General features: G+C 68.1%; 25 protein-coding genes, 1 tRNA gene and 1 pseudogene. 15 read left to right on the top strand and 12 right to left on the bottom strand.

Features of this window, described 5'->3' with window-relative positions:
- Window position 1 precedes the first annotated feature (1 nt).
- Window positions 2-2,089: an alpha-1,4-glucan--maltose-1-phosphate maltosyltransferase gene (locus tag BEMPMBAN_RS12680; RefSeq protein WP_159230732.1), complete on the bottom strand. Its 2,088-nt coding sequence runs from the start codon at window positions 2,087-2,089 to the stop codon at window positions 2-4.
- Between the two features lie 184 nt (window positions 2,090-2,273).
- Here BEMPMBAN_RS12680 and glgP point away from each other — a divergent pair, with 184 nt between their 5' ends.
- Window positions 2,274-4,919: an alpha-glucan family phosphorylase gene (gene glgP / locus BEMPMBAN_RS12675; protein ID WP_159230731.1), complete on the top strand. Its 2,646-nt coding sequence runs from the start codon at window positions 2,274-2,276 to the stop codon at window positions 4,917-4,919.
- Window positions 4,920-4,922: 3 nt separating this feature from the next.
- On the opposite strand, the gene BEMPMBAN_RS12670 is transcribed toward glgP, so the two are convergent.
- The 3 genes from BEMPMBAN_RS12670 to BEMPMBAN_RS12660 all read right to left on the bottom strand — a co-directional run bounded on the left by BEMPMBAN_RS12670 (window position 4,923) and on the right by BEMPMBAN_RS12660 (window position 9,883).
- Window positions 4,923-6,338: a neutral zinc metallopeptidase gene (locus BEMPMBAN_RS12670; protein WP_159230730.1), complete on the bottom strand. Its 1,416-nt coding sequence runs from the start codon at window positions 6,336-6,338 to the stop codon at window positions 4,923-4,925.
- A gap of 173 nt (window positions 6,339-6,511) precedes the next feature.
- On the bottom strand, window positions 6,512-8,512 hold the full coding sequence (locus tag BEMPMBAN_RS12665; protein WP_159230729.1) for an ATP-dependent DNA helicase: 2,001 nt from the start codon (window positions 8,510-8,512) through the stop codon (window positions 6,512-6,514).
- A 15-nt stretch (window positions 8,513-8,527) separates the two neighbouring features.
- Window positions 8,528-9,883: a nicotinate phosphoribosyltransferase gene (locus tag BEMPMBAN_RS12660; protein WP_425294967.1), complete on the bottom strand. Its 1,356-nt coding sequence runs from the start codon at window positions 9,881-9,883 to the stop codon at window positions 8,528-8,530.
- A 53-nt stretch (window positions 9,884-9,936) separates the two neighbouring features.
- On the opposite strand from BEMPMBAN_RS12660, the gene clpS reads away from it, so the two are divergent.
- Genes clpS through rdgB form a run of 11 tightly spaced genes read left to right on the top strand, consistent with a single transcriptional unit; the run spans window position 9,937 to window position 17,411 of the window.
- The gene (clpS, locus tag BEMPMBAN_RS12655; RefSeq protein ID WP_159230728.1) at window positions 9,937-10,251 is read left to right on the top strand and encodes an ATP-dependent Clp protease adapter ClpS; all 315 of its coding nucleotides are present in this window, start codon (window positions 9,937-9,939) and stop codon (window positions 10,249-10,251) included.
- A 7-nt stretch (window positions 10,252-10,258) separates the two neighbouring features.
- On the top strand, window positions 10,259-10,843 hold the full coding sequence (aosR, locus tag BEMPMBAN_RS12650) for an oxidative stress transcriptional regulator AosR (protein ID WP_159230727.1): 585 nt from the start codon (window positions 10,259-10,261) through the stop codon (window positions 10,841-10,843).
- Entirely contained in the window at window positions 10,843-11,880 is a 1,038-nt protein-coding gene (locus tag BEMPMBAN_RS12645; RefSeq protein ID WP_159230726.1) for a P1 family peptidase, read from the top strand. The genes aosR and BEMPMBAN_RS12645 overlap by 1 nt, the downstream gene beginning before the upstream one ends.
- 10 nt (window positions 11,881-11,890) lie before the next feature.
- The gene (locus BEMPMBAN_RS12640; protein ID WP_159230725.1) at window positions 11,891-12,322 is read left to right on the top strand and encodes a M67 family metallopeptidase; all 432 of its coding nucleotides are present in this window, start codon (window positions 11,891-11,893) and stop codon (window positions 12,320-12,322) included.
- A gap of 11 nt (window positions 12,323-12,333) precedes the next feature.
- Window positions 12,334-12,618 (top strand): MoaD/ThiS family protein, encoded by a 285-nt coding sequence (locus BEMPMBAN_RS12635; protein WP_159230724.1) that lies wholly within the window; start codon window positions 12,334-12,336, stop codon window positions 12,616-12,618.
- Window positions 12,619-12,639: 21 nt separating this feature from the next.
- Window positions 12,640-13,602: a cysteine synthase gene (locus BEMPMBAN_RS12630; protein WP_159230723.1), complete on the top strand. Its 963-nt coding sequence runs from the start codon at window positions 12,640-12,642 to the stop codon at window positions 13,600-13,602.
- 10 nt (window positions 13,603-13,612) lie between these two features.
- On the top strand, window positions 13,613-14,299 hold the full coding sequence (locus tag BEMPMBAN_RS12625) for a rhomboid family intramembrane serine protease (RefSeq protein ID WP_159230722.1): 687 nt from the start codon (window positions 13,613-13,615) through the stop codon (window positions 14,297-14,299).
- Window positions 14,296-15,129 (top strand): glutamate racemase, encoded by an 834-nt coding sequence (gene murI, locus BEMPMBAN_RS12620; RefSeq protein ID WP_159230721.1) that lies wholly within the window; start codon window positions 14,296-14,298, stop codon window positions 15,127-15,129. Before BEMPMBAN_RS12625 ends, murI begins: the two co-directional genes overlap by 4 nt.
- A gap of 58 nt (window positions 15,130-15,187) precedes the next feature.
- Window positions 15,188-15,961, top strand: coding sequence for a cyclic nucleotide-degrading phosphodiesterase (locus tag BEMPMBAN_RS12615; protein ID WP_159230720.1), 774 nt, complete (start codon window positions 15,188-15,190; stop codon window positions 15,959-15,961).
- A gap of 44 nt (window positions 15,962-16,005) precedes the next feature.
- Window positions 16,006-16,788 carry a ribonuclease PH gene (rph, locus tag BEMPMBAN_RS12610; protein WP_159230719.1) on the top strand — a complete coding sequence of 261 codons (783 nt, stop codon included), beginning with the start codon at window positions 16,006-16,008 and terminating at the stop codon, window positions 16,786-16,788.
- A gap of 5 nt (window positions 16,789-16,793) precedes the next feature.
- The gene (gene rdgB, locus BEMPMBAN_RS12605) at window positions 16,794-17,411 is read left to right on the top strand and encodes an RdgB/HAM1 family non-canonical purine NTP pyrophosphatase (protein ID WP_159230718.1); all 618 of its coding nucleotides are present in this window, start codon (window positions 16,794-16,796) and stop codon (window positions 17,409-17,411) included.
- On the opposite strand, the pseudogene BEMPMBAN_RS12600 reads toward rdgB, so the two are convergent.
- The 3 genes and pseudogenes from BEMPMBAN_RS12600 to BEMPMBAN_RS12590 all read right to left on the bottom strand — a co-directional run.
- Window positions 17,402-18,544 (bottom strand): annotated as a pseudogene (locus tag BEMPMBAN_RS12600) (acyltransferase family protein); the annotation flags it as partial. The gene rdgB and the pseudogene BEMPMBAN_RS12600 overlap by 10 nt on opposite strands.
- A 19-nt stretch (window positions 18,545-18,563) precedes the next feature.
- Window positions 18,564-18,908, bottom strand: a complete 345-nt coding sequence (locus tag BEMPMBAN_RS12595; RefSeq protein ID WP_159230717.1) for a DUF3817 domain-containing protein — start codon at window positions 18,906-18,908, stop codon at window positions 18,564-18,566.
- A 13-nt stretch (window positions 18,909-18,921) separates the two neighbouring features.
- Window positions 18,922-19,323, bottom strand: coding sequence for a hypothetical protein (locus BEMPMBAN_RS12590; RefSeq protein WP_159230716.1), 402 nt, complete (start codon window positions 19,321-19,323; stop codon window positions 18,922-18,924).
- A 33-nt stretch (window positions 19,324-19,356) separates the two neighbouring features.
- Between BEMPMBAN_RS12590 and BEMPMBAN_RS12585 the strand changes: the two genes are divergently transcribed.
- A tRNA-Leu gene (locus BEMPMBAN_RS12585) sits at window positions 19,357-19,441 on the top strand.
- Between the two features lie 36 nt (window positions 19,442-19,477).
- Here BEMPMBAN_RS12585 and BEMPMBAN_RS12580 read toward each other — a convergent pair.
- Entirely contained in the window at window positions 19,478-19,720 is a 243-nt protein-coding gene (locus BEMPMBAN_RS12580; protein WP_159230715.1) for a hypothetical protein, read from the bottom strand.
- Between the two features lie 99 nt (window positions 19,721-19,819).
- Complete coding sequence (locus BEMPMBAN_RS12575; RefSeq protein ID WP_159230758.1) at window positions 19,820-20,092, bottom strand: WhiB family transcriptional regulator; 273 nt, start codon at window positions 20,090-20,092, stop codon at window positions 19,820-19,822.
- Window positions 20,093-20,192: 100 nt separating this feature from the next.
- Between BEMPMBAN_RS12575 and BEMPMBAN_RS12570 the strand changes: the two genes are divergently transcribed.
- On the top strand, window positions 20,193-20,819 hold the full coding sequence (locus BEMPMBAN_RS12570; protein ID WP_425294966.1) for a TetR/AcrR family transcriptional regulator: 627 nt from the start codon (window positions 20,193-20,195) through the stop codon (window positions 20,817-20,819).
- On the opposite strand, the gene BEMPMBAN_RS12565 is transcribed toward BEMPMBAN_RS12570, so the two are convergent.
- Window positions 20,775-21,671: an AraC family transcriptional regulator gene (locus BEMPMBAN_RS12565; protein ID WP_200845957.1), complete on the bottom strand. Its 897-nt coding sequence runs from the start codon at window positions 21,669-21,671 to the stop codon at window positions 20,775-20,777. The two genes, BEMPMBAN_RS12570 and BEMPMBAN_RS12565, sit on opposite strands and share 45 nt — an antisense overlap.
- Before the next feature lie 25 nt (window positions 21,672-21,696).
- On the opposite strand from BEMPMBAN_RS12565, the gene BEMPMBAN_RS12560 reads away from it, so the two are divergent.
- On the top strand, window positions 21,697-22,959 hold the full coding sequence (locus BEMPMBAN_RS12560) for an amidohydrolase family protein (protein WP_159230714.1): 1,263 nt from the start codon (window positions 21,697-21,699) through the stop codon (window positions 22,957-22,959).
- 102 nt (window positions 22,960-23,061) lie between these two features.
- Here BEMPMBAN_RS12560 and BEMPMBAN_RS12555 read toward each other — a convergent pair whose 3' ends face one another.
- Together BEMPMBAN_RS12555 and BEMPMBAN_RS12550 are read right to left on the bottom strand one after the other, a co-directional pair.
- The gene (locus tag BEMPMBAN_RS12555; protein WP_159230713.1) at window positions 23,062-24,897 is read right to left on the bottom strand and encodes a sulfatase-like hydrolase/transferase; all 1,836 of its coding nucleotides are present in this window, start codon (window positions 24,895-24,897) and stop codon (window positions 23,062-23,064) included.
- Complete coding sequence (locus BEMPMBAN_RS12550) at window positions 24,894-25,340, bottom strand: SRPBCC family protein (protein ID WP_159230712.1); 447 nt, start codon at window positions 25,338-25,340, stop codon at window positions 24,894-24,896. Before BEMPMBAN_RS12550 ends, BEMPMBAN_RS12555 begins: the two co-directional genes overlap by 4 nt.
- Window positions 25,341-25,374 lie beyond the last annotated feature (34 nt).

Genomic DNA, 25,374 nt, shown 5'->3' with positions numbered 1-25,374 from the left:
GTCACTCCCTACGCAGAAGGGTCAGTCGTCGGTCAGCGGGAAGCTGGGGCATGTTGAGCACATGCGCCACCGCCCGGGCGGGTTCGAGGCGAACGTAATTGCCCTGACCCCAGTGATATTCATCTCCGGTGATTTCGTCGCGCACCCAGAAGCGGTCCTGCTGCTCCATTCCCAGCGCGTCCATGTCCAGCCACAACGTGCCCTCCTCGGGGCCGAACGGATTGAGGGTCACCACCACCAGCACCTGATCCCCGGTTTCCGGATCGAACTTGCTGTAGGCCAGTAGCGCGTCGTTGTCGATCTGGTGGAACGTCACGGTGCGCAGCTGCTGCAGTGCGGGATGCAGGTGCCGGATCTCGTTGAGCCGGGTCAGAAACGGTTCGAGGGACTCACCGTCGGCCATCGCCGCGTCGAAATCGCGGGGACGCAGTTCGTACTTCTCGGAGTTGAGGTACTCCTCGCTGCCCTCTCGGACCGCGCGGTGCTCGAAGAGTTCGAAGCCCGAGTACACCCCCCACGTGGGGCTCATCGTCGCCGCCAGCACGGCGCGGATCGCGAACATACCGGGCCCCCCGTGCTGCAGGCTCTCGTGCAGGATGTCGGGGGTGTTCACCCACAGGCTCTGCCTGCTGTAGTCGGCATGCTCGGCGATCGACTGCCCGAACTCGGTGAGCTCCCATTTCGCGGTGCGCCAGGTGAAGTACGTGTAGGACTGGGTGAATCCGAGCTTGGCCAGCCCGAACAACCGTGCCGGACGGGTGAACGCCTCGGCCAGGAACAGCACGTCGGGGTCGATGTTCTTGACCTCGCCGATCAGCCAGGCCCAGAAGTTCGGCGGCTTGGTGTGCGGGTTGTCGACGCGGAACACCTTGACGCCGTGGGAAACCCAGTATTTGACGACCCGCAGCACCTCCTCATACAGCCCGGCCGGGTCGTTGTCGAAGTTCAGCGGATAGATGTCCTGGTACTTCTTCGGCGGGTTCTCCGCGTAGGCGATGGTGCCGTCCGGCAACACGGTGAACCACTCCGGGTGATCGCGGGCCCACGGGTGGTCCGGTGCGCACTGCAGTGCCAGGTCGAGGGCGACCTCCAGGCCGTGATCACGGGCGGCCGCGACGAACTCGTCGAAGTCCTCGATGGTGCCCAGTGCCGGGTGCACCGCATCGTGACCACCCTCGTCGCTGCCGATCGCCCAGGGCGAGCCGACGTCGTCGGGGGCGGCCGTGACGCTGTTGTTGCGCCCTTTGCGGTGCACCTTGCCGATCGGATGGATCGGTGGCAGGTAGGCGATGTCGAACCCCATCCGGGCGATTCGGGGCAGCGCCTTGGTCGCGGTGGCGAAGGTGCCGTGCACGGGGGCGCCCGAACTGTCCCAGCCTCCGGTGGACCGGGGGAAGAACTCGTACCACGAACTGAAGCGCGCCAATGGGCGATCCACCCACACGCCGTGCTGCTCGTCACGCGTGATCAGCTCGCGCAACGGATACTGGTCGAGCAGGTCGGTCACCTCGGGTGCCAGCGCCGGACCGGCGCGCCAGAATGGATCGCCCGGCTCGCGCAGCCGCTCCGCGGCCTCGATCAACGGGTACCGCATCTGCCGCGGCACCCCGGCCGCTGCGCGCTCGAGCAGCCGAGCACCCACCAACAGGTCGTTGGACAATTCGCCCTCGCTCTGGCCGGCATCCAGCTTGGCGATCACATGCTGGCGCCAGGTGGCGATCGGGTCACCCCAGCCGTCGACACGGTAGGTCCACAGGCCGACGGTGTCCGGGCTGAACTGGCCGTGGAACACATCGGGCGTGCTGCCCTGCCGCATCGGCACGGTGATGGGGCGAACCCGCGGAGCGTTCACCAATTCCTGGATCGGCACAGGCTCCGGAGCGCGAACCCGACCCGGTGGTTCGTCGGCCAGCGGCGGATAGGTGGTGCCGTGATAGCGCACCACCAGCGTCGCCGACACCGCGTCGTGGCCCTCCCGCCACACCGTCGCCGTCACCGGCACCACCTCGCCGACGACTGCCTTGGCGGGGAACCGTCCGCCGGACACCACAGGCGCAACGTCATCGATCTCGATTCGACCGGCGGTCACTCACCACTCCTTGCCCGTGCGGCGCGCGCCGCGCGTGTCGATGTCTGGTCTCGTTCACTGCCTGGTTGTTCGACCCTCTCGCGCTTATACCCACCGTAGTGCGGACCTCAACCACTTGGGAGTCCGAAGCCGACCGCCGCCGAACTGATCTGCGCGGACCGCAACGTCAGTAAGGTGGGCTCGCGTGAAAGCCCTCCGCCGGTTCACCGTCCGCGCCCATCTCCCCGAGCGGCTCCGCGCGCTCGAACACCTCTCCGGCAATCTGCGGTGGTCATGGGACAAGCCGACCCAGGATCTGTTCGAGGCGATGGATCCCGGGCTGTGGAAGCAGGTCGGCTGTGATCCGGTGTCGATGCTCGGACACGTCGGCCCCGAGCGGGTCGACGAGTTGGCCCGCGACGAATCGTTCGTTCAACGTCTCGACGCTCTGGCCGCCGACCTGGACGACTATCTGCAAAGGCCGCTGTGGTACCAGCAGCTCGCCACCGAAACGGGCGGCGGTGCCGACGGGGCGCTGCCCAATGGCCTGCCCAATGGAATCGCCTACTTCTCGATGGAGTTCGGCGTGGCCGAGGTGCTCCCGAACTACTCCGGCGGCCTGGGCATCCTCGCCGGTGATCACCTCAAGTCGGCGTCGGATCTGGGTCTTCCGTTGATCGCGGTCGGGTTGCACTACCGGTCCGGGTACTTCCGGCAGTCGCTGACCGCAGACGGGTGGCAGCGCGAGAGCTATCCGTCGCTGGATCCGCAGGGTCTTCCGCTGCGCCTGCTCGTCGACGCCTCGGGTGAGGCGATCCTGATCGAGTTGGCCCTGCCCGACGGTGCGCAGCTCGCCGCGCGCATCTGGGTCGCACAGGTGGGCCGAATTCCGTTGTTGCTGCTCGATTCCGATATCCCGGAGAACGACCACGACCTGCGTGGGGTAACCGACCGGCTCTACGGCGGCGACCAGGAACACCGGATCCGGCAGGAGATCCTCGCCGGCATCGGTGGAGTCCGGGCGATCCGGGCGTTCACCGCGGCCGAGGGTCTGCCGTCTCCCGAGGTGTTCCACATGAACGAGGGGCACGCCGGATTCCTGGGCGCGGAACGCATCCGCGAGCTCATCGAGGCGGGGCTGGACTTCGACACCGCGCTCACGGTGGTCCGCGCGTCGACGGTGTTCACCACCCACACTCCGGTTCCGGCCGGCATCGACCGCTTTCCGGTCGAGTTGGTGGAACGCTACTTCGGGCCCGAGCCGGGTGCCGTCGGCTCGCGACTGTTGCCCGGCGTGCCGGTCGACCGCATCGTCGCCTTCGGCGACGAAGACGACGCGACAAAGTTCAACATGGCCCACATGGGTCTTCGGTTGGCCCAGCGCGCCAACGGGGTGTCGCTGCTGCACGGCCAGGTCAGCCGCGGGATGTTCAACGACCTGTGGCCCGGATTCGACCAGGAAGAGGTGCCGATCGGCTCGATCACCAACGGTGTGCACGCGCCCACCTGGGCGGCGCCGCAGTGGATGGAGCTGGGCCGTGAGCTGCTGGGCAGCGATGATCTGAGCTCGCTGCGCGAACCGCAGACCTGGGAACGGCTCAAGCAGGTCGACCCCGGACACATGTGGTGGATACGTTCCCAGTTGCGTACGGCGCTGGTCGAGGACGTGCGCGCCCGGCTGCGGCGCTCCTGGCTGGATCGCGGTGCCGCGGATGCCGAACTGGGCTGGATTGCAACAGCTTTCGATCCGGCGGTGCTGACCATCGGGTTCGCCCGCCGGGTGCCCACCTACAAGCGCCTGACGTTGATGCTGCGCGATCCGGACCGGTTGGAGAAGCTGCTCCTCGACGACAAACGCCCCATTCAACTGATCGTTGCGGGTAAAGCGCACCCCGCCGACGACGGGGGCAAGGCACTGATCCAGCAGGTGGTGCGCTTCGCCGACCGCCCGGAAGTGCGCCACCGCATCGCGTTCCTTCCCGACTACGACATGTCGATGGCCCGGCAGCTCTACTACGGCTGCGACGTCTGGCTGAACAACCCGCTGCGGCCGCTCGAGGCATGCGGCACCTCCGGGATGAAGAGTGCGCTCAACGGCGGGCTGAACCTGTCGATCCGCGACGGGTGGTGGGACGAGTGGTATGACGGCGAGAACGGGTGGGAGATCCCGACCGCCGACGGGCTGGCCGACGAGGACCGGCGTGACGACATCGAGGCGTCCGCTCTCTACGATCTGCTCGAGCAGTCGGTGGCGCCGAAGTTCTACGACCGTGACGAACGCGGGATCCCGACGCGATGGGTCGAGATGGTCCGTCACACCCTGCAGGTGCTCGGTCCCAAGGTGCTGGCGTCGCGCATGGTGCAGGACTACACCGAGACGTACTACATCCCGGCGGCGCAGTCGCTGCGGCGCACGATCGAACCCGGCAGCTCCAGCGCCGGGGAGTTCGACGCGCCGTTCGGTGCCGCCCGCGAACTGGCGCAGTATCGGCATCGTGTCCATCGCGCCTGGCCGCAGGTCGAGATCACCGATGTGGACAGCTCCGGGCTGCCCGACGCACCCCTGCTGGGTTCGCAGCTCACGTTGACCGCGAAGGTGAACCTCGCAGGACTGCGGCCCGAGGAGGTGTCGGTGCAGGCGGTGCTCGGCCGCGTCGACGCTGCCGACGCCCTGGTCGATCCGGTCACCGTGCCGATGAGACACATCGGCGCCGTCGACGGGGGCAGGCAGATGTTCACGGCGACGACACCGCTGCCCATCACCGGATCGGTCGGCTACACCGTCCGGGTGCTGCCGCACCACCGGCTGCTCGCCGGCGACAATGAGCTCGGACTCGTCACGCTGGCATGACGGTCACCGGAAACGCTTGAAACAGCGCTCCACGTCGCCGAGAACGCCGACCCGGAACGCATCGATCCTGGAGAACCCCGACGGCACGGACTCGCCGTTGACGTCGCTGGCCACCAGGCCGTTGATCAGGATCCCGGACACCGCCTCGTCGATGTCGCCTGCGGTCAATGCGATGGTGTCGCCGGCGGGGGTGGTGACCTCCTTGCTCATCCTGACCGTCGCCACCCCGCTCAGGCACGCGGTGCGCAACGCGGCCGCTGCGGTGTCGAGCTCAACCCCGCCGTGTTCCCGCTGGATCGCCAGCATGTACCGGGACACCAACACCGAATAGGCCATGTTGTCGCCGGTGGCGAGGTTGCTGCCGTCGCGGGGGATGCCCTGGGTGCCCAGTTCCGCGAGCTGCGGCAGGTCGACGACGATGGTGTTGCTCGACGGGCAGAACGACGCCGGCGGGCTGGGCCGGACATCGCCGCAGGCCTCCGCATCGGCGGGGTCGAAGCTCAGGGCCGGGGGGTCGGCGGGCTCGAACAGGATGCCCATCGCATCGACGATGGAGCGGACGGAGTCCTCGGTCACCGCGAGCTCTCCGGTCTGGTCCTCGGGCAGCAGCACCGGCAGATCACCACGCCGTTGCCCGATCTCACGCAGGTCGATCGCCGAACATGCCGCCGGGCCGTCGGTGAAGCCGAACTGAAACGCCGAGACCCGCTCGAACGCCGAGCCGTGCTCGTCGTAGCCGGCGTCGGGGTCCCCCTCGTTGAGCAGTGGGTCCCGGAACGAGATGACGCCCGCCAGCACGTTGTTGAGCCCTTCGCCGGTGCTCAGCGTGAAGCGTGGGGAACTGTCTTCGGCCACCCAGCGCATATATGCGCCGGACAGGCAGTCGGCCTGTTGCTCGTTGACCAACGTAGGGGTCTGCCGTTTCGACATGCCGGACAGCCGCGCCACCGCGTGGCCGTACTCATGGGCGAGCACCATCACCACACCGATGTCGCCGTGCGCCCCGCGCAGGGTGGGTAGCAATTCGCCCCGGTCCCACCCCAGGGTGCGTTCGGGATAGCAGAATCCCGCGTTGACCAGCCCGTAGGTGCTGTCGCCGCAGAACTCCGTGTCGAAGCCGGCGGCATCCCAGGAGAACAGTGCCCGCGCCGGGGTGAAGTCGTCGCCGAACGTCTCGGGGTAGGCGGTTTCCCAGTACTGCTCGATATCGCTGATCGCGCTTCCGGCCAGTTGGTCGATCTCGCCGCCGTCGGTGCCTTCGATGTCGCGGGTGGGGCCCTCGGCGTTGGGCCGCAGGCCGGTGGGTCCGTCGGTTGCCGGCATGCCGGCCACGCTGAACGGGTCGTCGAACACCGATACGGCCTGACCCTGAAGCGTTGTCGAGCAGCCGCAGCCGAGCAGCACCGCGCATGTCGTCATCGTGGCGCCGACGAGGTGACGCCGCCTTCTGTACCGACCCGTGGACCGACTCATGGACGACAGCCTCCCGAAGGTCACTGCGCGGCCTGGGCGGCACGCACCGCAACGTTCCCGTCAGAATAGTGAACCGGCCCGTGACCGCGCCTGTCTCAGCGGAATTGCAGCCTCTGCTCTCAGGCGGGCGCTTGCAGCCGCTGCAGCGCCGCCCGCACCGAATCCCCGTCGGTGGTCGCCCAGAACGGCGGCAGGGACGCGCGGAGGAACCCGCTGTAGCGTGCGGTAGCCATCCGCGAGTCGAGGACGGCGACCACCCCGCGGTCGTCCACCCGGCGCAGCAGTCGACCGGCGCCTTGGGCGAGCAGCAGCGCGGCGTGGCTGGCGGCCACCGCCATGAAGCCGTTGCCACCCCGCGCCGCGACAGCCCGCTGCCGGGCGGTCAGCAGCGGATCGTCGGGACGCGGGAACGGGATCCGGTCGATCAGCACGAGGGACAGTGACGGGCCGGGGACGTCGACGCCCTGCCACAGCGACAACGTGCCGAACAGCGAGGTCGGTTCGTCGTCCGCGAAGCGTTGCACCAACGCCGAGGTGGTGTCCTCACCCTGGCACAGCACCGGGGTCTCGAGACGGTCCCGGATGATCTCGGCCGCGGCCTTGGCCGCCCTCATCGAGGAGAACAGGCCGAGGGTGCGTCCGCCCGCGGCGGTGATCAACGACGCGATCTCGTCGAGTTGCTCGCCGGACCCGGTGCCGTCGCGGCCGGGAGGCGGCAGGTGTGCGGCGACGTAGAGGATCCCTGATCTGGCATGGTCGAACGGGGAGCCCACGTCGATGCCCCGCCACGTGACATCGGCGTCGCCGCCGCGGTCCAGGCCCCATGCCGAGGCCATCGAGTCGAAGGTGCCGCCGACGGTGAGCGTGGCCGACGTCAGCACCGCGGTGGAACGGCCGAACAGGCTGGCGCGCAACAGGCCTGCCACCGACAGCGGTGCCACGCGCAGGATCGAGCGGGCACCGGTGCGGGCGTCCTCGGACTGTTCGATCCACACCACATCCGCGCGGTCGGGGATCGCGGGAACAAACGCGCTGAGGATCCGGGTTGCGGTGTCGCTGACTTCGGTGAGCGCGGTCGCCGCCTCGGTGCGTGCGGCGGCGGCCTTGGGGTCGCTGGGCGCGGTGTCGATCGAGGTCCGGGCACCGGCTGCGGCGTCACGCAGCACCGTCAGGTGATTCGCCAACTCCCCGTCGAGTACGTCGATGCGACCCGGCCGTGCGTCGAATAGCACGGAGGTGAACGTCGCGATCGCTCCCTCCAGCCGTTGCGCCAACTCGGGCTCGACGATGCGCGCCGCCCGGCGCTGCGCGACGCCCAGCGACGTCGCCGAGAGCTCCGCGGTCGCCACACCGGTGACCCGGTCCACCAGCTCGTGAGCCTCGTCGACGATCAGCAGGTCGTGCTCGGGCAGTACGTTGGCCTCGCCGATCGCGTCGATCGCCAGCAGTGCGTGGTTGGTCACGACGATGTCGGCGTGGCCGGCTCGGTCGCGGGCGCGCTCGGCGAAACAATCGGTGCCGAACGGGCACCGGGACACCCCGATGCACTCCCGAGCCGACACGCTGACCTGCGACCATGACCGATCGGGCACCCCGGGGGCCAGCTCGTCACGATCGCCGGTCTCGGTGCTCGACGACCACTTGATCAGCCGCGCCACGTCGCGCCCCAGGGCGCTTGCCGCAACGGGGGAGAAGAGTTCCTCCTGGGTCCGGTCCTCGGGTGCCGGCGGAGCACCGTCCGAGCCGACCTGGCTGCCGTTGTGAATTTTGTTGAGACACAAATAGTTTCCCCGGCCCTTCAGAAGGGCGAATTCCGGTCTGCGGGGCAGCGAGCCGGTGAGCGAGTCGGCGAGTCGAGGCAGGTCGCGGTCGACCAGCTGACGTTGCAGCGCGATGGTCGCGGTCGACACGACCACGGGGCGGTTGTCGGCCAGGGAGTGGGCGATCGCGGGCACCAGATAGGCCAACGACTTCCCGGTGCCGGTGCCGGCTTGTACCGCCAGATGCTCGCCCCGTTCGAATGCCTGGGTCACCGCCTCGGCCATGGCGATCTGGCCGGCGCGTTCCGTCCCACCCAGTGCGGCCACCGCGTGGGCCAGCAACTCGGTGACGTCAGGCATCCGCGAGCCCCGTCCTCAGCGTTCGCGCCGGGTCGGTGGGATCATTCGCGTCGGGATCGCCGGGTCTCCTTTGGAGAGCTTCAGACCGTCCCACGGGAGGCTGTGCAGGCCTTCGGTGACGCGTTCCCGCGCGGCTTCCAGGTCGAGGTTGGCGACCGGCTCCCCGCCCCGCACCAGTGGGACCGTCAGCTGCCGCGACGCCAGGCCCGGGGCGGCGGGCGGCTCATCGTCGGGCGGGTACACGACTTCCTCGACGACGGTCCCCGAACCTTTGGCCAGCCGGGCCGCACACTTGCGCCCGCCGTGGGACTCCTTGTGACTGCTGCGTTTCTCGACGGGGATGCCGTCGACTTCGACCAGCTTGTAGACCATGTTGGCGGTCGGGGCGCCCGATCCGGTGACCACCGACGTGCCGACACCGTAGGAGTCGACGGGTTCGGCGCGAAGCGCGGCGATGGCGAACTCGTCCAGGTCGCCGGAGACGACGATCCGGGTTCCGGTGGCACCGAGACCGTCCAGCTGTTGGCGTACCTGGCGGGCCAGCACCCCGAGGTCACCGGAGTCGATGCGGACGGCACCCAGTCGCGGTCCCGCGACCTCGACGGCGTTGGCGACCCCGGCGGTGATGTCGTAGGTGTCCACGAGCAGCGTCGTCCCCACGCCCAGCGCAGCGACCTGGGCCCGGAACGCCGCCTTCTCCCAGTCCGATGGCGACTGCCCCGCGCCGGTGGTGGTGTGCAGCAGCGTGAAGGCGTGTGCGCTCGTCCCCAGCGCGGGCACCCCGTAGCGGCGCTTGGCCTCCAGGTTCGACGACCCGGCGAAGCCGGCGAGGTAGGCCGCGCGTGCCGCGGCGACGGCGGCGTGTTCGTGGGTGCGCCGGGAGCCCATCTCGATCAGCGGTCGGCCGTCGGCGGCACCGACCATGCGGGCGGCGGCCGACGCGACGGCGGTGTCGTGGTTGAAGATCGACAGCGTCAGCGTCTCCAGCAGCACGCATTCGGCGAAGGTTCCGTGCACGGACAGCACCGGCGAGCCGGGGAAGTACAGCTCGCCTTCGGGGTAGCCGTCGACGTCGCCCCGAAATCGGTACCCGGCCAGGTAGTCGAGGGTGTCGGCGTCCAGGAAGTCGTCCAGTGCGCTGACCGTGGGGGCGTCGAACCTGAACTCCTGCAACGCTTCCACGAGTCTGGCGGTACCGGCAGTGACACCGTAACGCCTTCCTTCGGGAAGGCGCCGGGCGAACACTTCGAACGTGGCGCGCCGGTGCGCGGTACCGTCCTGCAATGCCGCGGCGAGCATCGTCAGTTCGTACTTGTCGGTCAGCAGCCCCAGCGGCAGACCCGGAGACGAGGCCGGGGGCGATCCAGTCACCCGTCAACCGTATCGGTTCGGCGCACGGATGTGGCCCCGGTATTCTTGGCCGCATGGTCACGCCGGCGAAGGCCCGTCCGGGAACCCGCGAAGAACGCGACGTCGCCACCGTCCCCCGGGACGAGGTCGCCCCCGACAGTCCGTGGGTGACGCTGGTCTGGGACGATCCCGTGAACTTGATGACCTACGTGACCTACGTGCTGCAGAAGCTGTTCGGATACTCCGAACCGCACGCCACCAAGCTGATGCTGCAGGTCCACAACGAGGGCAAGGCGGTGGTCTCGGCGGGCAGCCGGGAGTCGATGGAGATCGACGTGTCCAAGCTCCACGCCGCCGGGCTGTGGGCGACGCTGCAACAGGACCGCTGAGGAGACTGTGCGTAAGTGGAAGCGGGTCGAGGGCGCCGACGGCCCGCGGTTGCGGTCGGCGCTGGCCGCACACGAAGCCGAGTTGTTGAGCAGCCTGGTCACCTCTCTGCTCGGAATGCTCGAGGATCGTCAGTCCTCGGCTCCGAACGACGAGCTCACTGAGATCACCGGGATACGGACCGGCAATTCGGTTCCGCCAGAAGACGATACGATGAAGCGGCTGCTGCCGGACTTCTACCGGCCGGCGACCGAACACCCGGCCGGGTCCGGTGCCGCGGAGAGCCTCAACAGTGCGCTTCGCGGCCTGCACGAGCCGGCCATCATCGACGCGAAACGTGAAGCGGCGCAACGCCTGCTGGACACCGTGCCCCGGGGTGGCGGGAAGTTCGAGCTGACCGAGGAGGATGCCCAGGCGTGGGCCGCCGCGGTCAATGACGTCCGGCTGGCGCTGGGCACGATGCTCGACATCGGCGCCGACGGACCCGACCGACTGCCCGCCGACCATCCGATGGCCGGTCACCTCGACGTCTACCAGTGGCTGACGGTGTTGCAGGAGTCTCTGGTGCTGAGCCTGATCGACCGAGGGCGCTAGTGGTCGGCGCAATCACCGATGTCGGCGGTATCCGCGTCGGGCATCATCACAGGCTCGACTCCGACGCACAGCTCGGCTCCGGCTGGGCGACCGGCACGACGGTGGTGCTGACCCCTCCCGGGACCGTCGGCGCGGTCGACGGGCGCGGGGGAGCTCCCGGGACGCGCGAGACCGACCTGCTGGACCCGAGCAACTCGGTGCGCCATGTCGACGCTGTGGTGCTCACCGGGGGCAGTGCCTTCGGCCTCGCCGCGGCTGACGGCGTGATGACCTGGCTCGAGGAGAGCGGCCGCGGCGTGGCGATGGACGGTGGCGTGGTGCCGATCGTTCCTGCCGCGGTGGTCTTCGATCTGCCGGTCGGGGGCTGGGGTTGCCGGCCCACCGCGGAGTTCGGCTACCTCGCGGCGCAGCAGGCGGGCACCGAGGTCGCGGTGGGCACCGTCGGCGCGGGCGTCGGGGCGCGGGCCGGGGTGCTCAAGGGCGGCGTGGGCACCGCCTCGGTGACACTCGACTCCGGGGTGACGGTCGGTGCGCTCGTGGTCGTCAACGCCGCCGGCGACGTCGTCGACCGCGGCACCGGCCTGCCGTGGCTGGCCTATCAGATCGCGGAGTTCGGGCTGGTGGTCCCACCGGCCGACGAGTTGGCGGCCTACGCCGAACGGCGCGCCGAGTTCAGCCCGTTGAACACCACCATCGCCGTCGTGGCCACCGATGCCGCGCTCAGCCCGGCGGGTTGTCGCCGGGTGGCGGTCGCTGCGCACGACGGACTGGCGCGCACCATCCTGCCGTGCCACACCCCCCTCGACGGGGATACGGTGTTCGCGCTGGCCACCGGCGCGGTAGAGGTGAATCCGGACCCGACGACCCCGGCGTCGATGTCCCCGGAAGTGCCGCTGATCACCGCGATCGGCGCGGCCGCCGCGGACTGTCTGGCCCGCGCGGTGCTCCTCGGAGTGCTGGCCGCCGAGCCGGTCGCCGGAATACCCACCTACCGTTCCCTGTTGCCGGGAGCGTTCGGGATGAGAGGAAGCTCGTGAAGGAGGCGCAGTGTTGACGATCCGTGCCGACCTGGTCGACGCGATGGTCAGCCACGCCCGTGCCGACCATCCGGACGAGGCCTGTGGGGTCATCTCGGGCCCTGAGGGGTCCGATCGTCCTGAGAACTTCATCGCGATGCTCAACGCTGAGCGTTCTCCGACGTTCTACCGGTTCGATTCCGGGGAGCAGCTCAAGGTGTGGCGCAGGATGGAGGATGCGGACGAGGTACCCGTGGTGATCTATCACTCGCACACCGCCACCGAGGCCTATCCGAGCCGCACCGACATCTCTTATGCCTCAGAACCCGACGCCCACTATGTGCTGGTGTCCACCCGAGACCCCGACGAGCACGAGGTGCGCAGCTACCGCATCGTGGACGGCGTCGTCACCGAAGAGCCCGTCAAGATCGTCGATCAGTACCAGGTCGATCAGTACCAGTAGGAGAGAAACCCGTGCCCGATTCAGCCAATGTGACCGTCTCGATCCCGACCATCCTGCGCACCCACACCGGTGGTGAGAAGCGTGTCACCGCCTCCGGCGACACGCTGGCCGCGGTGATCAGCGATCTGGAAGCGAACTATTCGGGGATCACCGAGCGCATCGTCGACGGCGAGAAGCTGCACCGGTTCGTCAACATCTACGTCAACGACGAGGACGTCCGGTTCTCCGGCGGCCTGGACACCACGATCTCCGACGGGGACTCGGTCACGATCCTGCCTGCCGTCGCCGGTGGCTGACATGGCCGGGGTGACTGCGACATGACCAGGTACGACTCGCTGCTCGACGCCCTCGGTGACACCCCCCTCGTCGGGCTCCAGCGGCTCTCGCCGTCCTGGGATGGCTCTCCACACGTGCGGCTGTGGGCCAAACTCGAGGACCGCAACCCGACCGGCTCGATCAAGGACCGCCCGGCGCTGCGGATGATCACCGACGCCGAGCAGAGCGGGCTGTTGCAGCCCGGGGCCACGATTCTGGAGCCGACCAGCGGCAACACCGGTATCTCGCTGGCGATGGCCGCGTTGCTCAAGGGTTATCAGATGATTTGCGTGATGCCGGAGAACACCTCGATCGAGCGTCGCCAGCTGTTGGAGCTCTACGGTGCCCGGATCATCTACTCACCGGCCGAAGGCGGCTCCAACACCGCGGTCGCGCGCGCCAAAGAGCTTGCCGCAGAACATCCCTCGTGGGTGATGCTGTATCAGTACGGCAACCTGTCCAACGCCGCGGCACACTACGACGGCACCGGACCGGAGTTGCTCGCCGACCTGCCCGAGATCACACATTTCGTCGCGGGCCTCGGCACCACCGGCACGCTGATGGGCACCGGCCGGTACCTTCGCGAGCACGTCCCCGGCGTGCAGATCGTCGCCGCCGAACCCCGCTACGGCGAGGGTGTTTACGCCCTGCGCAACATCGACGAGGGTTTCATCCCCGAACTCTACGATCCCGACGTGCTGACCACCCGCTTCGCCGTCAGCTCGTACGACGCGGTGCGGCGAACCCGGGAACTGGTGCAGTCCGAGGGGATCTTCGCGGGCATCTCCACCGGCGCGATCCTGCATGCCGCCCTCGGCATGGCCGCCAAGGCGGTCAAGGCTGGTGAGCGTGCCGACATCGCGTTCACCGTGTGCGACGCCGGGTGGAAGTATCTGTCGACCGGTGCCTACGCCGGTAGCCTGGATGACGCAGAGGACGCGCTGGAAGGGCAGCTATGGGCTTGAGGGTTCGCCGATGAGTCTGTCAGGCGGCTATCCGGGCATGGCCGGACCGCCTGCGCAGCCGAAGAAGCGCCCGACGTGGGTCGTCGGGGTCGTCACCATCGTCTCGTTCGTGTTACTGCTCTGGCTGATCGAACTTTTCGACGCGTTGACCGGCCACCAACTCGACAACAACGGCATTCGCCCGCTGGAGACCGACGGTCTGACCGGCATCCTGACGGCGCCGCTGTTACACGCCAATTGGGAGCACCTGATCGCCAACACCGGCCCGGCGCTTGTACTCGGGTTCCTGGTGACGCTGGCCGGGCTGTCCCGGTTCCTCTACGCGACCGCGATCATCTGGATCGTCGGTGGGCTGGGCACCTGGCTGATCGGCAATGTCGGCGCGCCGGCCTACAACGGCGTGGTGATCGAGACCAATCACATCGGCGCCTCGGGCCTGATCTTCGGTTGGCTGGCCTTCCTGATCGTTTTCGGCTTCTTCACCCGCAACATCTGGGAGATCGTCATCGGCGTGGTGGTGCTGTTCATCTACGGCAGCATCCTGCTCGGCGTCCTCCCAGGGACGTTCGGTGTCTCGTGGCAGGGTCATCTGTGCGGGGCCCTGGCCGGGCTGCTCGCCGCCTATCTGCTGTCCGGGCCGGAACGCAAGACGCGCGCGCTGCGGCGTCCGGTGCGGCCGCCGCAGCTGAACACATGACCTCACCGCAGGCCCCGATCGGGATCTTCGATTCCGGTGTCGGGGGGCTGACCGTCGCCCGGGCCGTCATCGATCAACTGCCGGACGAAGACGTCATCTACATCGGTGACACCGGCAACGGGCCCTACGGCCCGCTCACCGTCCCGGAGATCCGGTCCCATGCCCTGGCCATCGGTGACCACCTCGCCGGGCGGGGCGTCAAGGCGCTGGTGATCGCCTGCAACACGGCATCCTCGGCATGCCTGCGCGACGCCCGCGAGCGGTACGCGCCGGTGCCCGTCGTCGAGGTGATCCTGCCCGCGGTGCGCCGCGCCGTGCGTTCCACCCGCAACGGGCGCGTCGGGGTGATCGGCACGGCTGCCACCATCGCCTCGGGTACCTACCAGGACGCGTTCGCTGCGGCCCGCGACATCGAGATCTTCGGGGTGGCCTGTCCCCGTTTCGTCGACTTCGTCGAACGCGGGGTGACCAGCGGCCGACAGGTGCTGGGACTGGCGGAGGGCTATCTGGAGCCGTTGCAACGCGCCGAGGTGGACACGCTGGTGCTCGGCTGCACCCACTATCCGATGCTGTCGGGTCTGATCCAATTGGTGATGGGTGACAACGTCACCCTGGTCTCGAGCGCCGAGGAGACAGCAAAGGATCTGCTGCGTGTGCTCACCGAGAACGACTTGCTCAAACCCCATCCCGAGCCGACGGCTCCCCGGCCACTGCGACTTTTCGAAGCGACCGGTGATCCCGAGGCTTTCACCGCGCTGGCAGCACGATTTCTGGGGCCGTCGCTGGACGGGGTCAGGCCGGTCGAACGTCACCTCGGCGCGCGAACATGACGTTCATCGCCGAAAGCGGCGATGTTTTCGCCATGCAGATCGTGGGCATGGCAAGCTAGTGGGCGTGCGAGTCACCGTACTGGGTTGTTCCGGCAGTGTGGTCGGCCCTGATTCGCCCGCCTCGGGATATCTGGTAACGGCGCCCGACACACCGCCGCTGGTTCTCGACTTCGGCGGGGGGGTGCTGGGCGCGCTGCAGCGCCACGCCGACCCCAACTCCGTGCACGTGCTGCTCTCGCATCTGCACGCCGATCACTGCCTGGATCTGCCGGGGCTTTTCGTCTGGCGGCGCTACCACCCGTCGCCGGCGCCCGAGCGGGGCATCGTGTACGGGCCCGCCAACACCTGGGCGCGGCTGGGCGCGGCATCCTCGCCGGAGGGCGGCGAGATCGACGACTTCACCGACATCTTCGACATCCGTCACTGGGTGGACAACCAACCCGTGCAGATCGGGTCGCTGACGGTGGTGCCCCGACTGGTGTGCCATCCCACCGAGTCCTACGGCATGCGCATCTCCGATCCGTCCGGGGCCACGATCGTCTACAGCGGCGACACCGGTTACTGCGATGCCCTGATCGATCTGGCTCGCGGCGCCGACGTCTTCCTCTGCGAGGCGTCCTGGACTCATTCGCCGTCACGCCCGCCCAGGCTGCACCTGTCGGGCACCGAGGCCGGACGGGCCGCCACGCGGGCGGGCGTCTCCGAGTTGCTCCTCACCCACATCCCGCCGTGGACGTCCCGCGAGGACGTCATCAGCGAGGCGAAAGCGGAGTTCGACGGTCCGGTGCATGCCGTGGTGTGCAACGAGTCTTTTGAGGTCACCCGCTCCTGAACCGCGGCCCCGGCGTGGGTCGGGTGACCGGATAAGGTTGGCCCGTGTCCAGACGAGAAGACGGCCGGCTCGACGACGAACTGCGCCCGGTCACCATCACCCGCGGCTTCACCTCTCACCCGGCGGGATCGGTGCTGGTGGAATTCGGTCAGACCCGGGTGATGTGTACTGCCAGTGTCACCGAGGGTGTGCCCCGCTGGCGGAAGGGTTCAGGTCAGGGCTGGCTGACGGCGGAATACGCGATGCTGCCCGCCGCCACGCACGATCGCTCGGACCGCGAGTCGGTCAAAGGCCGGGTGGGCGGCCGGACCCAGGAGATCAGCCGGTTGGTCGGCCGGTCACTGCGCGCCTGTATCGATCTGGCCGCGTTGGGTGAGAACACCATCGCGATCGACTGCGACGTGCTGCAGGCGGACGGCGGAACCCGCACGGCGGCCATCACCGGTGCCTACGTGGCGCTGGCCGACGCCGTGACCTACCTGTCCGCTGCGGGCAGGCTGTCGGACCCGCGGCCGTTGTCCTGCGCTATCGCCGCGGTCAGCGTCGGCGTCGTCGACGGCCGCATCCGGGTGGATCTGCCCTACACCGAGGACTCCCGCGCCGAGGTCGACATGAACGTCGTGGCCACCGACACCGGCACGCTGGTCGAGATCCAGGGCACCGGAGAAGGCGCGACGTTCCCGAGGTCGACGCTGGACAAGATGCTCGACGTGGCGATGGTCGCCTGCGATCAACTGTTCGACGTTCAGCGGCAGGCGTTGGAGCTGCCGTATCCGGGTGTGCTGCCGGAGTCGGCAGAGTCCACGAAGAAGGCGTTCGGAAGCTGACGCAGATGTCCCGGCTACTGGTGGCCAGTCGGAACCCCAAGAAATTGGCCGAATTGCGCCGGGTGCTGGCCGGCGCGGGAGTGTCCGGGCTGACACTGCTGTCACTCGACGATGTGCCGGCGTTCGACGAGGCGCCCGAAACGGGAGCCACCTTCGAGGAGAATGCGCTGGCCAAGGCGCGCGACGGCTTTGCGGCCACCGGGCTGCCCACCGTTGCCGACGATTCCGGGCTGGTGGTCGATGCGCTCAACGGGATGCCCGGTGTGCTCAGCGCCCGTTGGTCGGGTCGGCACGGCGACGATGCCGCGAACACGGCTCTGTTGCTGGGTCAGCTACGTGATGTTCCCGACGAGCGCCGCGGCGCGGCCTTCGTGTCGGCGTGCGCGGTGGTGTTCGGACCCGGGGATTCCGACAGCTCGGTGGTCCGCGGAGAATGGGCGGGAAGCATCGCGCGGGAGCCCCGAGGCCACGGCGGGTTCGGTTACGACCCGGTTTTTCTACCCGCGGGGTCGCCGATGACGGCGGCCGAGCTCAACCCGGAGGACAAGGACTCGGTCTCGCACCGTGGTCGCGCACTGGCGGCGTTGGTGCCGGCGCTGCGAGCCCTGGTCGGGGAGCGTTGAGGTCTGGTCACACGGTGTAGGAGCCATGCCGCCGGGACCGTCAGCGCCAGGGTCGCCGCGATCAGCCCGGGCATCGACCCGGTGAACAGCGGCCAGCCCAGGACGAGGTGCATCACCAGCGCCATTGCCACGACGTGCAGCAGGAAGATCTCGTAGGAGATCTCACCGAGCCAGACCATCGGCCTGCTGGCCAGCAGTCGCGAATACCAGCCGGGGGAACCCAGCGCCAGCGGTGCGACGGCCGACGTGGCGATCACCGTGTACAGCAGCGACTTCGCCACCGGTGCCCACGCCGGATCCGGTCCGGGCAGGGCACCGCCGATCGGTGTCGACACCACCAGGTACAGCACCACCGCCACGGCGACCGCGACCCCTGCCCGGCATCGCGTGCCGATGGCCTGCAGCACCGCCAGGGTCATGCCGCCGGCGAACCAGGCGATGTGCGCGGGAAGCCACATGCCCGCAGAGTTCGGCAGCACATCGGTGGTGACGACGACCGCGAGCCAGGCCGGCGTGACGGCGGCGAGCGCGGCGAGCCCGGTCAGCACCAGTGCCGGTCGCCACTGCCCGCGGCACAGCACCCGCAGCAGTAGAAATGCCAGCGCGGGAAGCGTGGCGTAGAAGGCGACTTCGACCGCCATGCTCCACATCTGTGACAACCCCGGGTGCAGCATCGTCGTCAGATAGTCGTCGGTGTAGATCTGGGTGAACGTCAGGTGGCGGAGCAATCCGTGCCAGGTCTGGCCGGGGTTCGGGCCGGGGGCGAAGACGGTGTAGATCTCGTAGGTCGCGATCACGGTCAGCACGTACGCCGGGACCACACGGCGCACCCGGTGCCTGCCGTATCGCGTCAGGGACGGCGGCGGACCGCCCCGGGCAGCCGCGCGCACCCAGGGGCGGAACAACAGGAATCCGGACAGCACGAAGAAGATCGCGACGCCGATCTCCAGGCGTGCGTAGATGCCGCCGAGATAGCCGTGGGTGAGGTAGCCGGTCGCGAACGCCGCGTGCGTGCCGACGACGAGAAGCGCGGCGACGGCGCGCAGGCCGGTCAGAGCGGGAATTCGGGACGAGTGTGAGCTGTGGCCACCCTCCGGGGCAGCGCTGCAGCGCACCCCGGTGCTGGCTGTCACCGCATCGATTCTAGTGAGCTCAGATGCCGAACTGCGCCTTGATGTTCTGGGTCTGGAAGTGCTCGACGATGATGCCGACCAACGGGACGGTGCCGGCGAGCAGCACGCCGACGGTCTTGGCGATCGGCCAGCGGACCTTCACCGCGAGATTGGCGGTGAACAGCAGGTAGACGAAGTAGACCCAGCCGTGCACGACCGCGATCCAGCCCAGCGAATCATCGTTGAAGGCGTACTTCATCACCATCTCGTAGCACAGCGCGATCAGCCAGATGCCTGTCGCCCAGGCCAGCACCCGGTAGCCGAGCAACGCCTTGCGGATGGTCTCCACGGGGGTGATGGGTGCGGGGGATTCGGGTGCGGTCACGTACCGGTTCCTGTCAGTCTGAAGTCAGTCTCGGGTCGTCTTCGGTGACACCGTTCGTGGTGACACTCTTCTCGGTCTTGGCCAGCTCGGCCAGGTAGGCGTTGTACTCACGCAAAGTGGGGTCACCGTCGGTGTGGCTGGCCGGCGCCGGCCTTTCGGGCAGCAGTCCGGCGGGGATCTCTGTCTGCTGCGAGGGGGGTTCGGGAGGGGCCTGCTCGTAGCGGACGAACTTGAAATAGGCATACACGCAGAACCCGGCGAACAGCGGCCACTGTAGTGCGTACCCGAGGTTCTGGAAGTTGCCGGAGGTCGATTCGAAGCGGGTCCACTGCCACCAGGCCAAAGCCAGGCAACCGCCGGCGGCGGCGGTCACCAGAAGGATGAGCGCCGGCCTCCTACGCCGTGTAGTGGACACGTCTAAACGGTACCGCGCTACGATCGAGGCGCCGCGGGCGTGGCGAAATTGGCGATACGCGCGGGCTTTAGGTGCCCGTGTTCGAAAGAACGTGTGGGTTCGAGTCCCACCGCCCGCACTCCACTACGTCAGCCGTCGACTGCCTGCGCGGTGGTCAGGCAGGTGCGTCGGCTGGAAGCTCGGTGGCCTGGGCCTTGAAGCACATGATGCTGGCGGTGAAGCTCAGTACCGCGACGAAACCGGCGAGAACGGCGATCAGGGTTTCGGACATCCCCCAGCTGGCGAGTCCGAACGCCACCGCGATGATGGCGGTGACCAGCAGGAACAGGCCCGTCGTGGCGACGGTCTCATTGAAGGGATCATCGGAGCTGTAGCGGCTCTCGGCCATCTCGGCCATGGGTTCTCCTCGTCGCGTACCGGGCTGATGCATCGTTGTTACCCACGCGTACGCCGGCGAAACCCGCAGCGCATGTTTCACCCGTGCAGGTGTCTGCGCTCACCCTCTGCGCACCGAAAACCCATTGCGCTCGGCAAGGGAGCGCAGTTGCCGGAGGGCGAACTGGCGGTTGCGGCCACTCTCGGGCAGCACGATGCCGGCCCACAAGCCTTCCGCTCCCGGCGTCACGCAGGCCTCTTTGGCGCACTGCCAGCGTCGGGGACATGCCCGGCAGAGGGCCTTGGCGCCGTCATCGGGAGTGTTCATCCAACGGTCGGGGTCGCGCGTGCACGGCGCGGTCCACGGTTGTTCTGCAGTCGTCACCGGATACACGAATCCCTCCCTCCCGGTGGTCGGCAATACGCTTGTACCGTACTGACGATACAGCTGTACTGCGAATCTCGTTGGGGTGACGTTGACTACGGTGGCGAGTGTGAGTTCGAAACCGGACCGGACCGGTGCGGAAGAACCGCGCAACATCGAACGGATTCGTGCTGCCGCTCTGCGGTGCTTTGCTGCCCAGGGCACGTCGGGGACGACGCTGCGAGGGGTCGCCGCGGCGGCGGGGGTGTCTCTCGGGTTGGTGCAACATCACTTCGCCACCAAGGCTGGTCTGATTCACGCGGTCGACGAGGGCGTCCTGGACCTGGTGATCACGCCGATGGCGGAGCCGATCCCAGAGGGCGCCGTGGACTCGATCGCCGAGATCGGACAGCGGGTGAACCGGATCTTCGTCGAGCACCCCGACGCCGCGGCCTATGTCAGCCGGGCGCTGGTAGACGGCAGCCCGCTGGGTGTGAGGATCTTCGACGCTCTGTTCGCGTTGGGCAAGGCTCGATGGGAGCAGCGCGCGCAACGCGGGGAAACCCGCCCGGACATCGATCTGACCTGGGCCGCCCTCAACGGCATCGTGCTCGCGCTCGGCGCTGCCAGTCTGAGCGCGCACATCGACCGGCAGCTTCCCGAGCCATTCACCACCCCTTCGCAACTCCAGCGATGGCAGGCGTCCGTGGATTCACTGCTGCGCGAAGGGCTGTTCCGCCGGCCGGGTGCCGACTGAGTCGCCCTGGGCCTCGGTGACCCGTCTGCGGTACCCGGAGGGTGTTTCCCCGCAGAACTGGGCGAACGCCCGGGTGAACGAGCTGACGCTGTCGAAACCGACGGCGGTGGCGGTTTCCTGCACCGACTGCATGGGGGCTGCGAGCAGGGCCATCGCCCGCAGCATCCGGGCATGCAGGAGGTAGGTGCGCCACGACAGGCCGAGGGTGTCGGAGAACAACCGGCGAAGTGTCCGCTCCGAGACCGAGACCGCCCGGCTGACCTGCGCGCAGGTCACCGTGTCGAGATGGTTCTTGGTGTAGTCCATCGCCTCGGCGACGATCGGGTGCTCCGATGTCGGAAGGCTCAGCGGCGCTTCGTGTTCGAGTGCCTCGCCGACGAGTGCGGCCAGGGTGCGGAAGAACCCCTCGGACATCTGCTCGTCGTGATCCTCGCCGGGGCTGCGATCGATCGGCCAGCGCAGCGCGTAGATCATCATCTCCCGGATCAGGGGGGAGACGGCCAGGATGCGGGCACGGTCGCCGCTGTCGGCGATCATCGTGCGGTCGAACATCACCGCCACCGTCTTCACGTCGGGGTTCATCACCGCCTGGTGGTCCAGGCCCGCCGGAATCCACGCAGCCTGCTGTGGCGGGAGAAGGTAGTGCGCGCAATCGGTTTCGACCTCGACCACCCCGTGCAGCGCGTACTCGATCTGGTGCACCTCATGGGAGTGCCAACCGGTGATCAATGCGTCGCCCTCGTAGAGATAGCTTCCGCCGAGCGCGGAGCCGCCTCGGCGGAGCTCGATCACGCGGCGAGGCATCTTGGCCGCTGCGGACAAGAATCTGTCCGAAGACGCAGAGACGGTCATGTACACACACGGTACTAGTGGAGACATGAAGACCGAAGACCTCATCCTGGTGAGCATCGACGACCACGTGGTGGAACCGCCGGACATGTTCCTCAACCACGTCCCGGCCAAGTACAAGTCGGAGGCGCCGATAGTCGTGACCGACGACAAAGGTGTTGACCAGTGGATGTACCAGGGTCGGCCGCAGGGCGTCAGCGGGCTCAACGCCGTGGTGTCGTGGCCGCCCGAGGAATGGGGACGCGACCCGGCCGGATTCGCCGAGATGCGACCGGGCGTCTACGACGTCCACGAGCGGGTCAGGGATATGAACCGCAACGGAATTCTGGCGTCGATGTGTTTCCCGACGTTCACCGGCTTCTCCGCCCGGCACCTCAACATGCATCGCGAGGACGTGACGTTGGTGATGGTGTCGGCCTACAACGACTGGCACATCGACGAATGGGCCGGTTCCTATCCTGATCGCTTCATCCCGATCGCGGTACTACCGACGTGGAATCCCGAGGCGATGTGCGCGGAGATCCGCCGGGTGGCGGCCAAGGGTTGCCGCGCGGTCACCATGCCCGAGTTGCCGCATCTGGAAGGACTGCCCAGCTATCACGACGACGAGTACTGGGGCCCGGTGTTCCGGACGCTCTCCGAGGAGAACGTGGTGATGTGTCTGCACATCGGCACCGGATTCGGCGCGATCAGCATGGCGCCCAACGCCCCGATCGACAACCTGATCATCCTGGCAACCCAGGTGTCGGCCATGTGCGCCCAGGATCTGTTGTGGGGTCCGGCGATGCGCAACTATCCCGACCTGAAATTCGCCTTCTCCGAGGGCGGCATCGGTTGGATCCCGTTCTATCTGGACCGCAGCGACCGGCACTACACGAACCAGAAATGGCTGCGCCGCGACTTCGGCGACAAGCTGCCCAGCGACGTCTTCCGAGAGCACTCACTGGCCTGCTATGTCACCGACAAGACCTCGCTGAAACTGCGTCACGAGATCGGCATCGACATCATCGCCTGGGAGTGCGACTACCCGCACTCGGACTGCTTCTGGCCCGACGCCCCCGAGCAGGTTCTCGCCGAACTCGACGCCGCGGGCGCCGACGACTCCGACATCAACAAGATCACCTGGGAGAACTCCTGCCGGTTCTTCGGCTGGGATCCGTTCAAGCACACCCCGCGGGACCAGGCGACCGTCGGCGCGCTGCGCGCCAAAGGCGCCGATGTGGACGTGTCGATCCGGCCACGCGCCGAGTGGGCCCGCCTCTACAACGAAAAGCAGTTCGCGCAGGCGTGAGTCAGCGCAACCCGGCACGCCGAGAACCGACTTTTGCAGACTTCTTCTCGAAAAACGTCTGCAGAAGTCGGATCTCGTGTGCATTCGACCCGTGCGCGTGAGTCAGCGGCGCTGGATGAGTTGACGTGCCTTCGCTGACCACCCTGACGGCTTCGCCGGCCGCCTCACCGCATACGGCCACGGTTGATGGCGCTCGGGGACGGATTCCGTGCGGACGTACTTCAGCTGTGCCCGCAGATGTGCGCGCAGCTCGTGCAGCTCGGGATCGGGCCAGCGGTTCTGCGCCTCAACCGGATCAGCGGTGAGATCGTAGAGTTCCCACTGGTCGTCGAGTGGGTCGCTGCGGTACGTCGGACCGCCCATCCCGTCGGCGGCGAGATGGCGCACACCCGGTTCGGTCCAGGTGCCGGGGTCGTCGAACGTGCGCACCAGCTTCCACAGGTGTCCGGCACCACCGGGCGCTGCGTCGTCGGCCACGCGGGCGACCAGCCCCTCGAAGTTTGCCGCGGTATGGGCTGGAATTCGGATGCGCAGCGGCGCAGGAGGATTCGCTGTCAACCTCAGCGCGCGCGCCACCCCTGACGCCCCGGTATCGCCTTCGAGCACGTTGTCGCGGGTCATCAGGTACACCGCCCGCGTGTCGTCGCCGGGTGCGCCGTCGACGACCGGCATCAGGTCGCGGCCCGGTAGCGGGTGCACTTCCGAGAACGACTCGGCGAGTGTGGCGGCGACGGCGTCGACATCAACACCGGCCGCCGAAAGCAATGTCGGGACGAGATCGACATGCGAGGTCGGTGCCGACACCGAGCGCGCGGGCGTCGGGTGGGAGCCGACCCTGGCGATGACAAACGGCACCCGGGTGGCCTCGTCGTACAGATTGAACCACTTCTGGTGCAGGCCTCCGTGGGCACCGAGCAGCTCGCCGTGGTCGGCGGTGCGGACCAGGACGGTGTCGTCGGGACCGTCGCCCGAGCCGCCCTCGGTGACCGCGCGGCGCACCCGGTCGATCGGGGTGTCGACCTCGGCGTGCAGTCGGTAGTAGAGATCCCGGTACTGCTGCGCGTTCTGTCGATAGGTCCGCTCGATGACCTGCGCCGGACCGTAACCGGAGTAGTACGACTCGCGGAAGGCGATCTGCGCGGCCGGTTTGGTGGCCAGGTCTTCCTCTGCTGTCGGAGCGGGCGGGACGTGGGGCGGGTCCAGCGGGGACGGCTTGACCGGGTTGCGTCGCGCCCAGCCCGGGAACAACACGATGTCGTGCGGGTTGACGAAGCTGGCCACCAACAGGAACGGTCGGAGCGCGTCGGCGTCTCCTGCGCGACGTCGCGCGTAGCGGTCCTCGAGCCACGCGACCACGCGGTCGGCGATCAGCGGATCGCGGCGGATGCCGGCATTCGCCAGCGCAGCGCCGTGCGGTTCCGGGCCCACCCATCCCGAGAAACCGTACGCCGCAAGGGGATCAGCCTCCAGATAGCGGCGCACCGCATCGGCATCGATGAGCCCGTCGTCGTCGTTGGTGGCCAATGGTCTCCCGGTGGCCGGATCGATCAGGTCAGCGTGGGAGATGTGCCACTTTCCGTCGTAGTGGGTGTCATAACCCGCGGCGCGGAACCAGTTGCCGAGTGTCGGGACCTCGCGGGGGCGCAGCCAGCGCAACCGCGAGTCGTCGGCGGCCTTGCCGAGGCCGTCGGTCTGGGTGACCCCGTGCAGATCGGGGTAGTGGCCGGTGAAGATCGTCGGGCGGCTGGGGACGCAGGCCAGGGAGCCGGTGTAGTGCCGAACGAAGCTGACGCCGTTGTCGTCGAACCATTTTCGCCCATTGAGCGTCCCGTCGCGCCACTTGCTGATCGCCTCGGTTTCATAGGACGGTGCGGCACGTTCCTCGTCGGTCATCACGATGACGACGTCGGGTCGGTCACCGTTGGCGGGGGCGGTCATCGGGTCTCCTCACAGTGCTCGGCCAGCGAGTCCAGCAGCGCTGCGGAGCGCTTCGCCACCAACCGGGCGCCGATCCTCTCGGCGACCGGACGCAGCGGATTGGGCTTCGTCCGGACGGTGCTGGTGAGCGTCACGGTAGTGCGGCCCGGGTCGTCGGGGCGCAGATCCCACCGATTCGACGCCGACATCGAGCGCGGCACCCCCGAGATGTCGTAGGCGAGCAGGTGGGGCGGGGCGAAGGCGACGATCGTCTCGACGAACGTGTCGCGTCCCACCTGCACCCGGCGGGTCAGGCCGAGCGGGTCACCGTCGGAGCCGTTGCCGAGCAGACAGGAATGGTCCACCCCGTCGGCCCACGTGGCGAGCGAGCCGAAATCTGCCAGCACCGCCCAGATCTTTTCCGCGTCGGCAGCGATCGTGCGGCTGTGGCTTACCTCGGACATCACCTCATCCAACCCCGCAGCGCGGCGCCGCGCC

This window comes from Mycolicibacterium austroafricanum (assembly GCF_902705885.1).
Classification (GTDB): Bacteria; Actinomycetota; Actinomycetes; order Mycobacteriales; family Mycobacteriaceae; genus Mycobacterium; species Mycobacterium vanbaalenii_A.
Note: the sequence above shows the minus strand (reverse complement) of the source record. Positions and strands in the feature narration are given on the sequence as shown.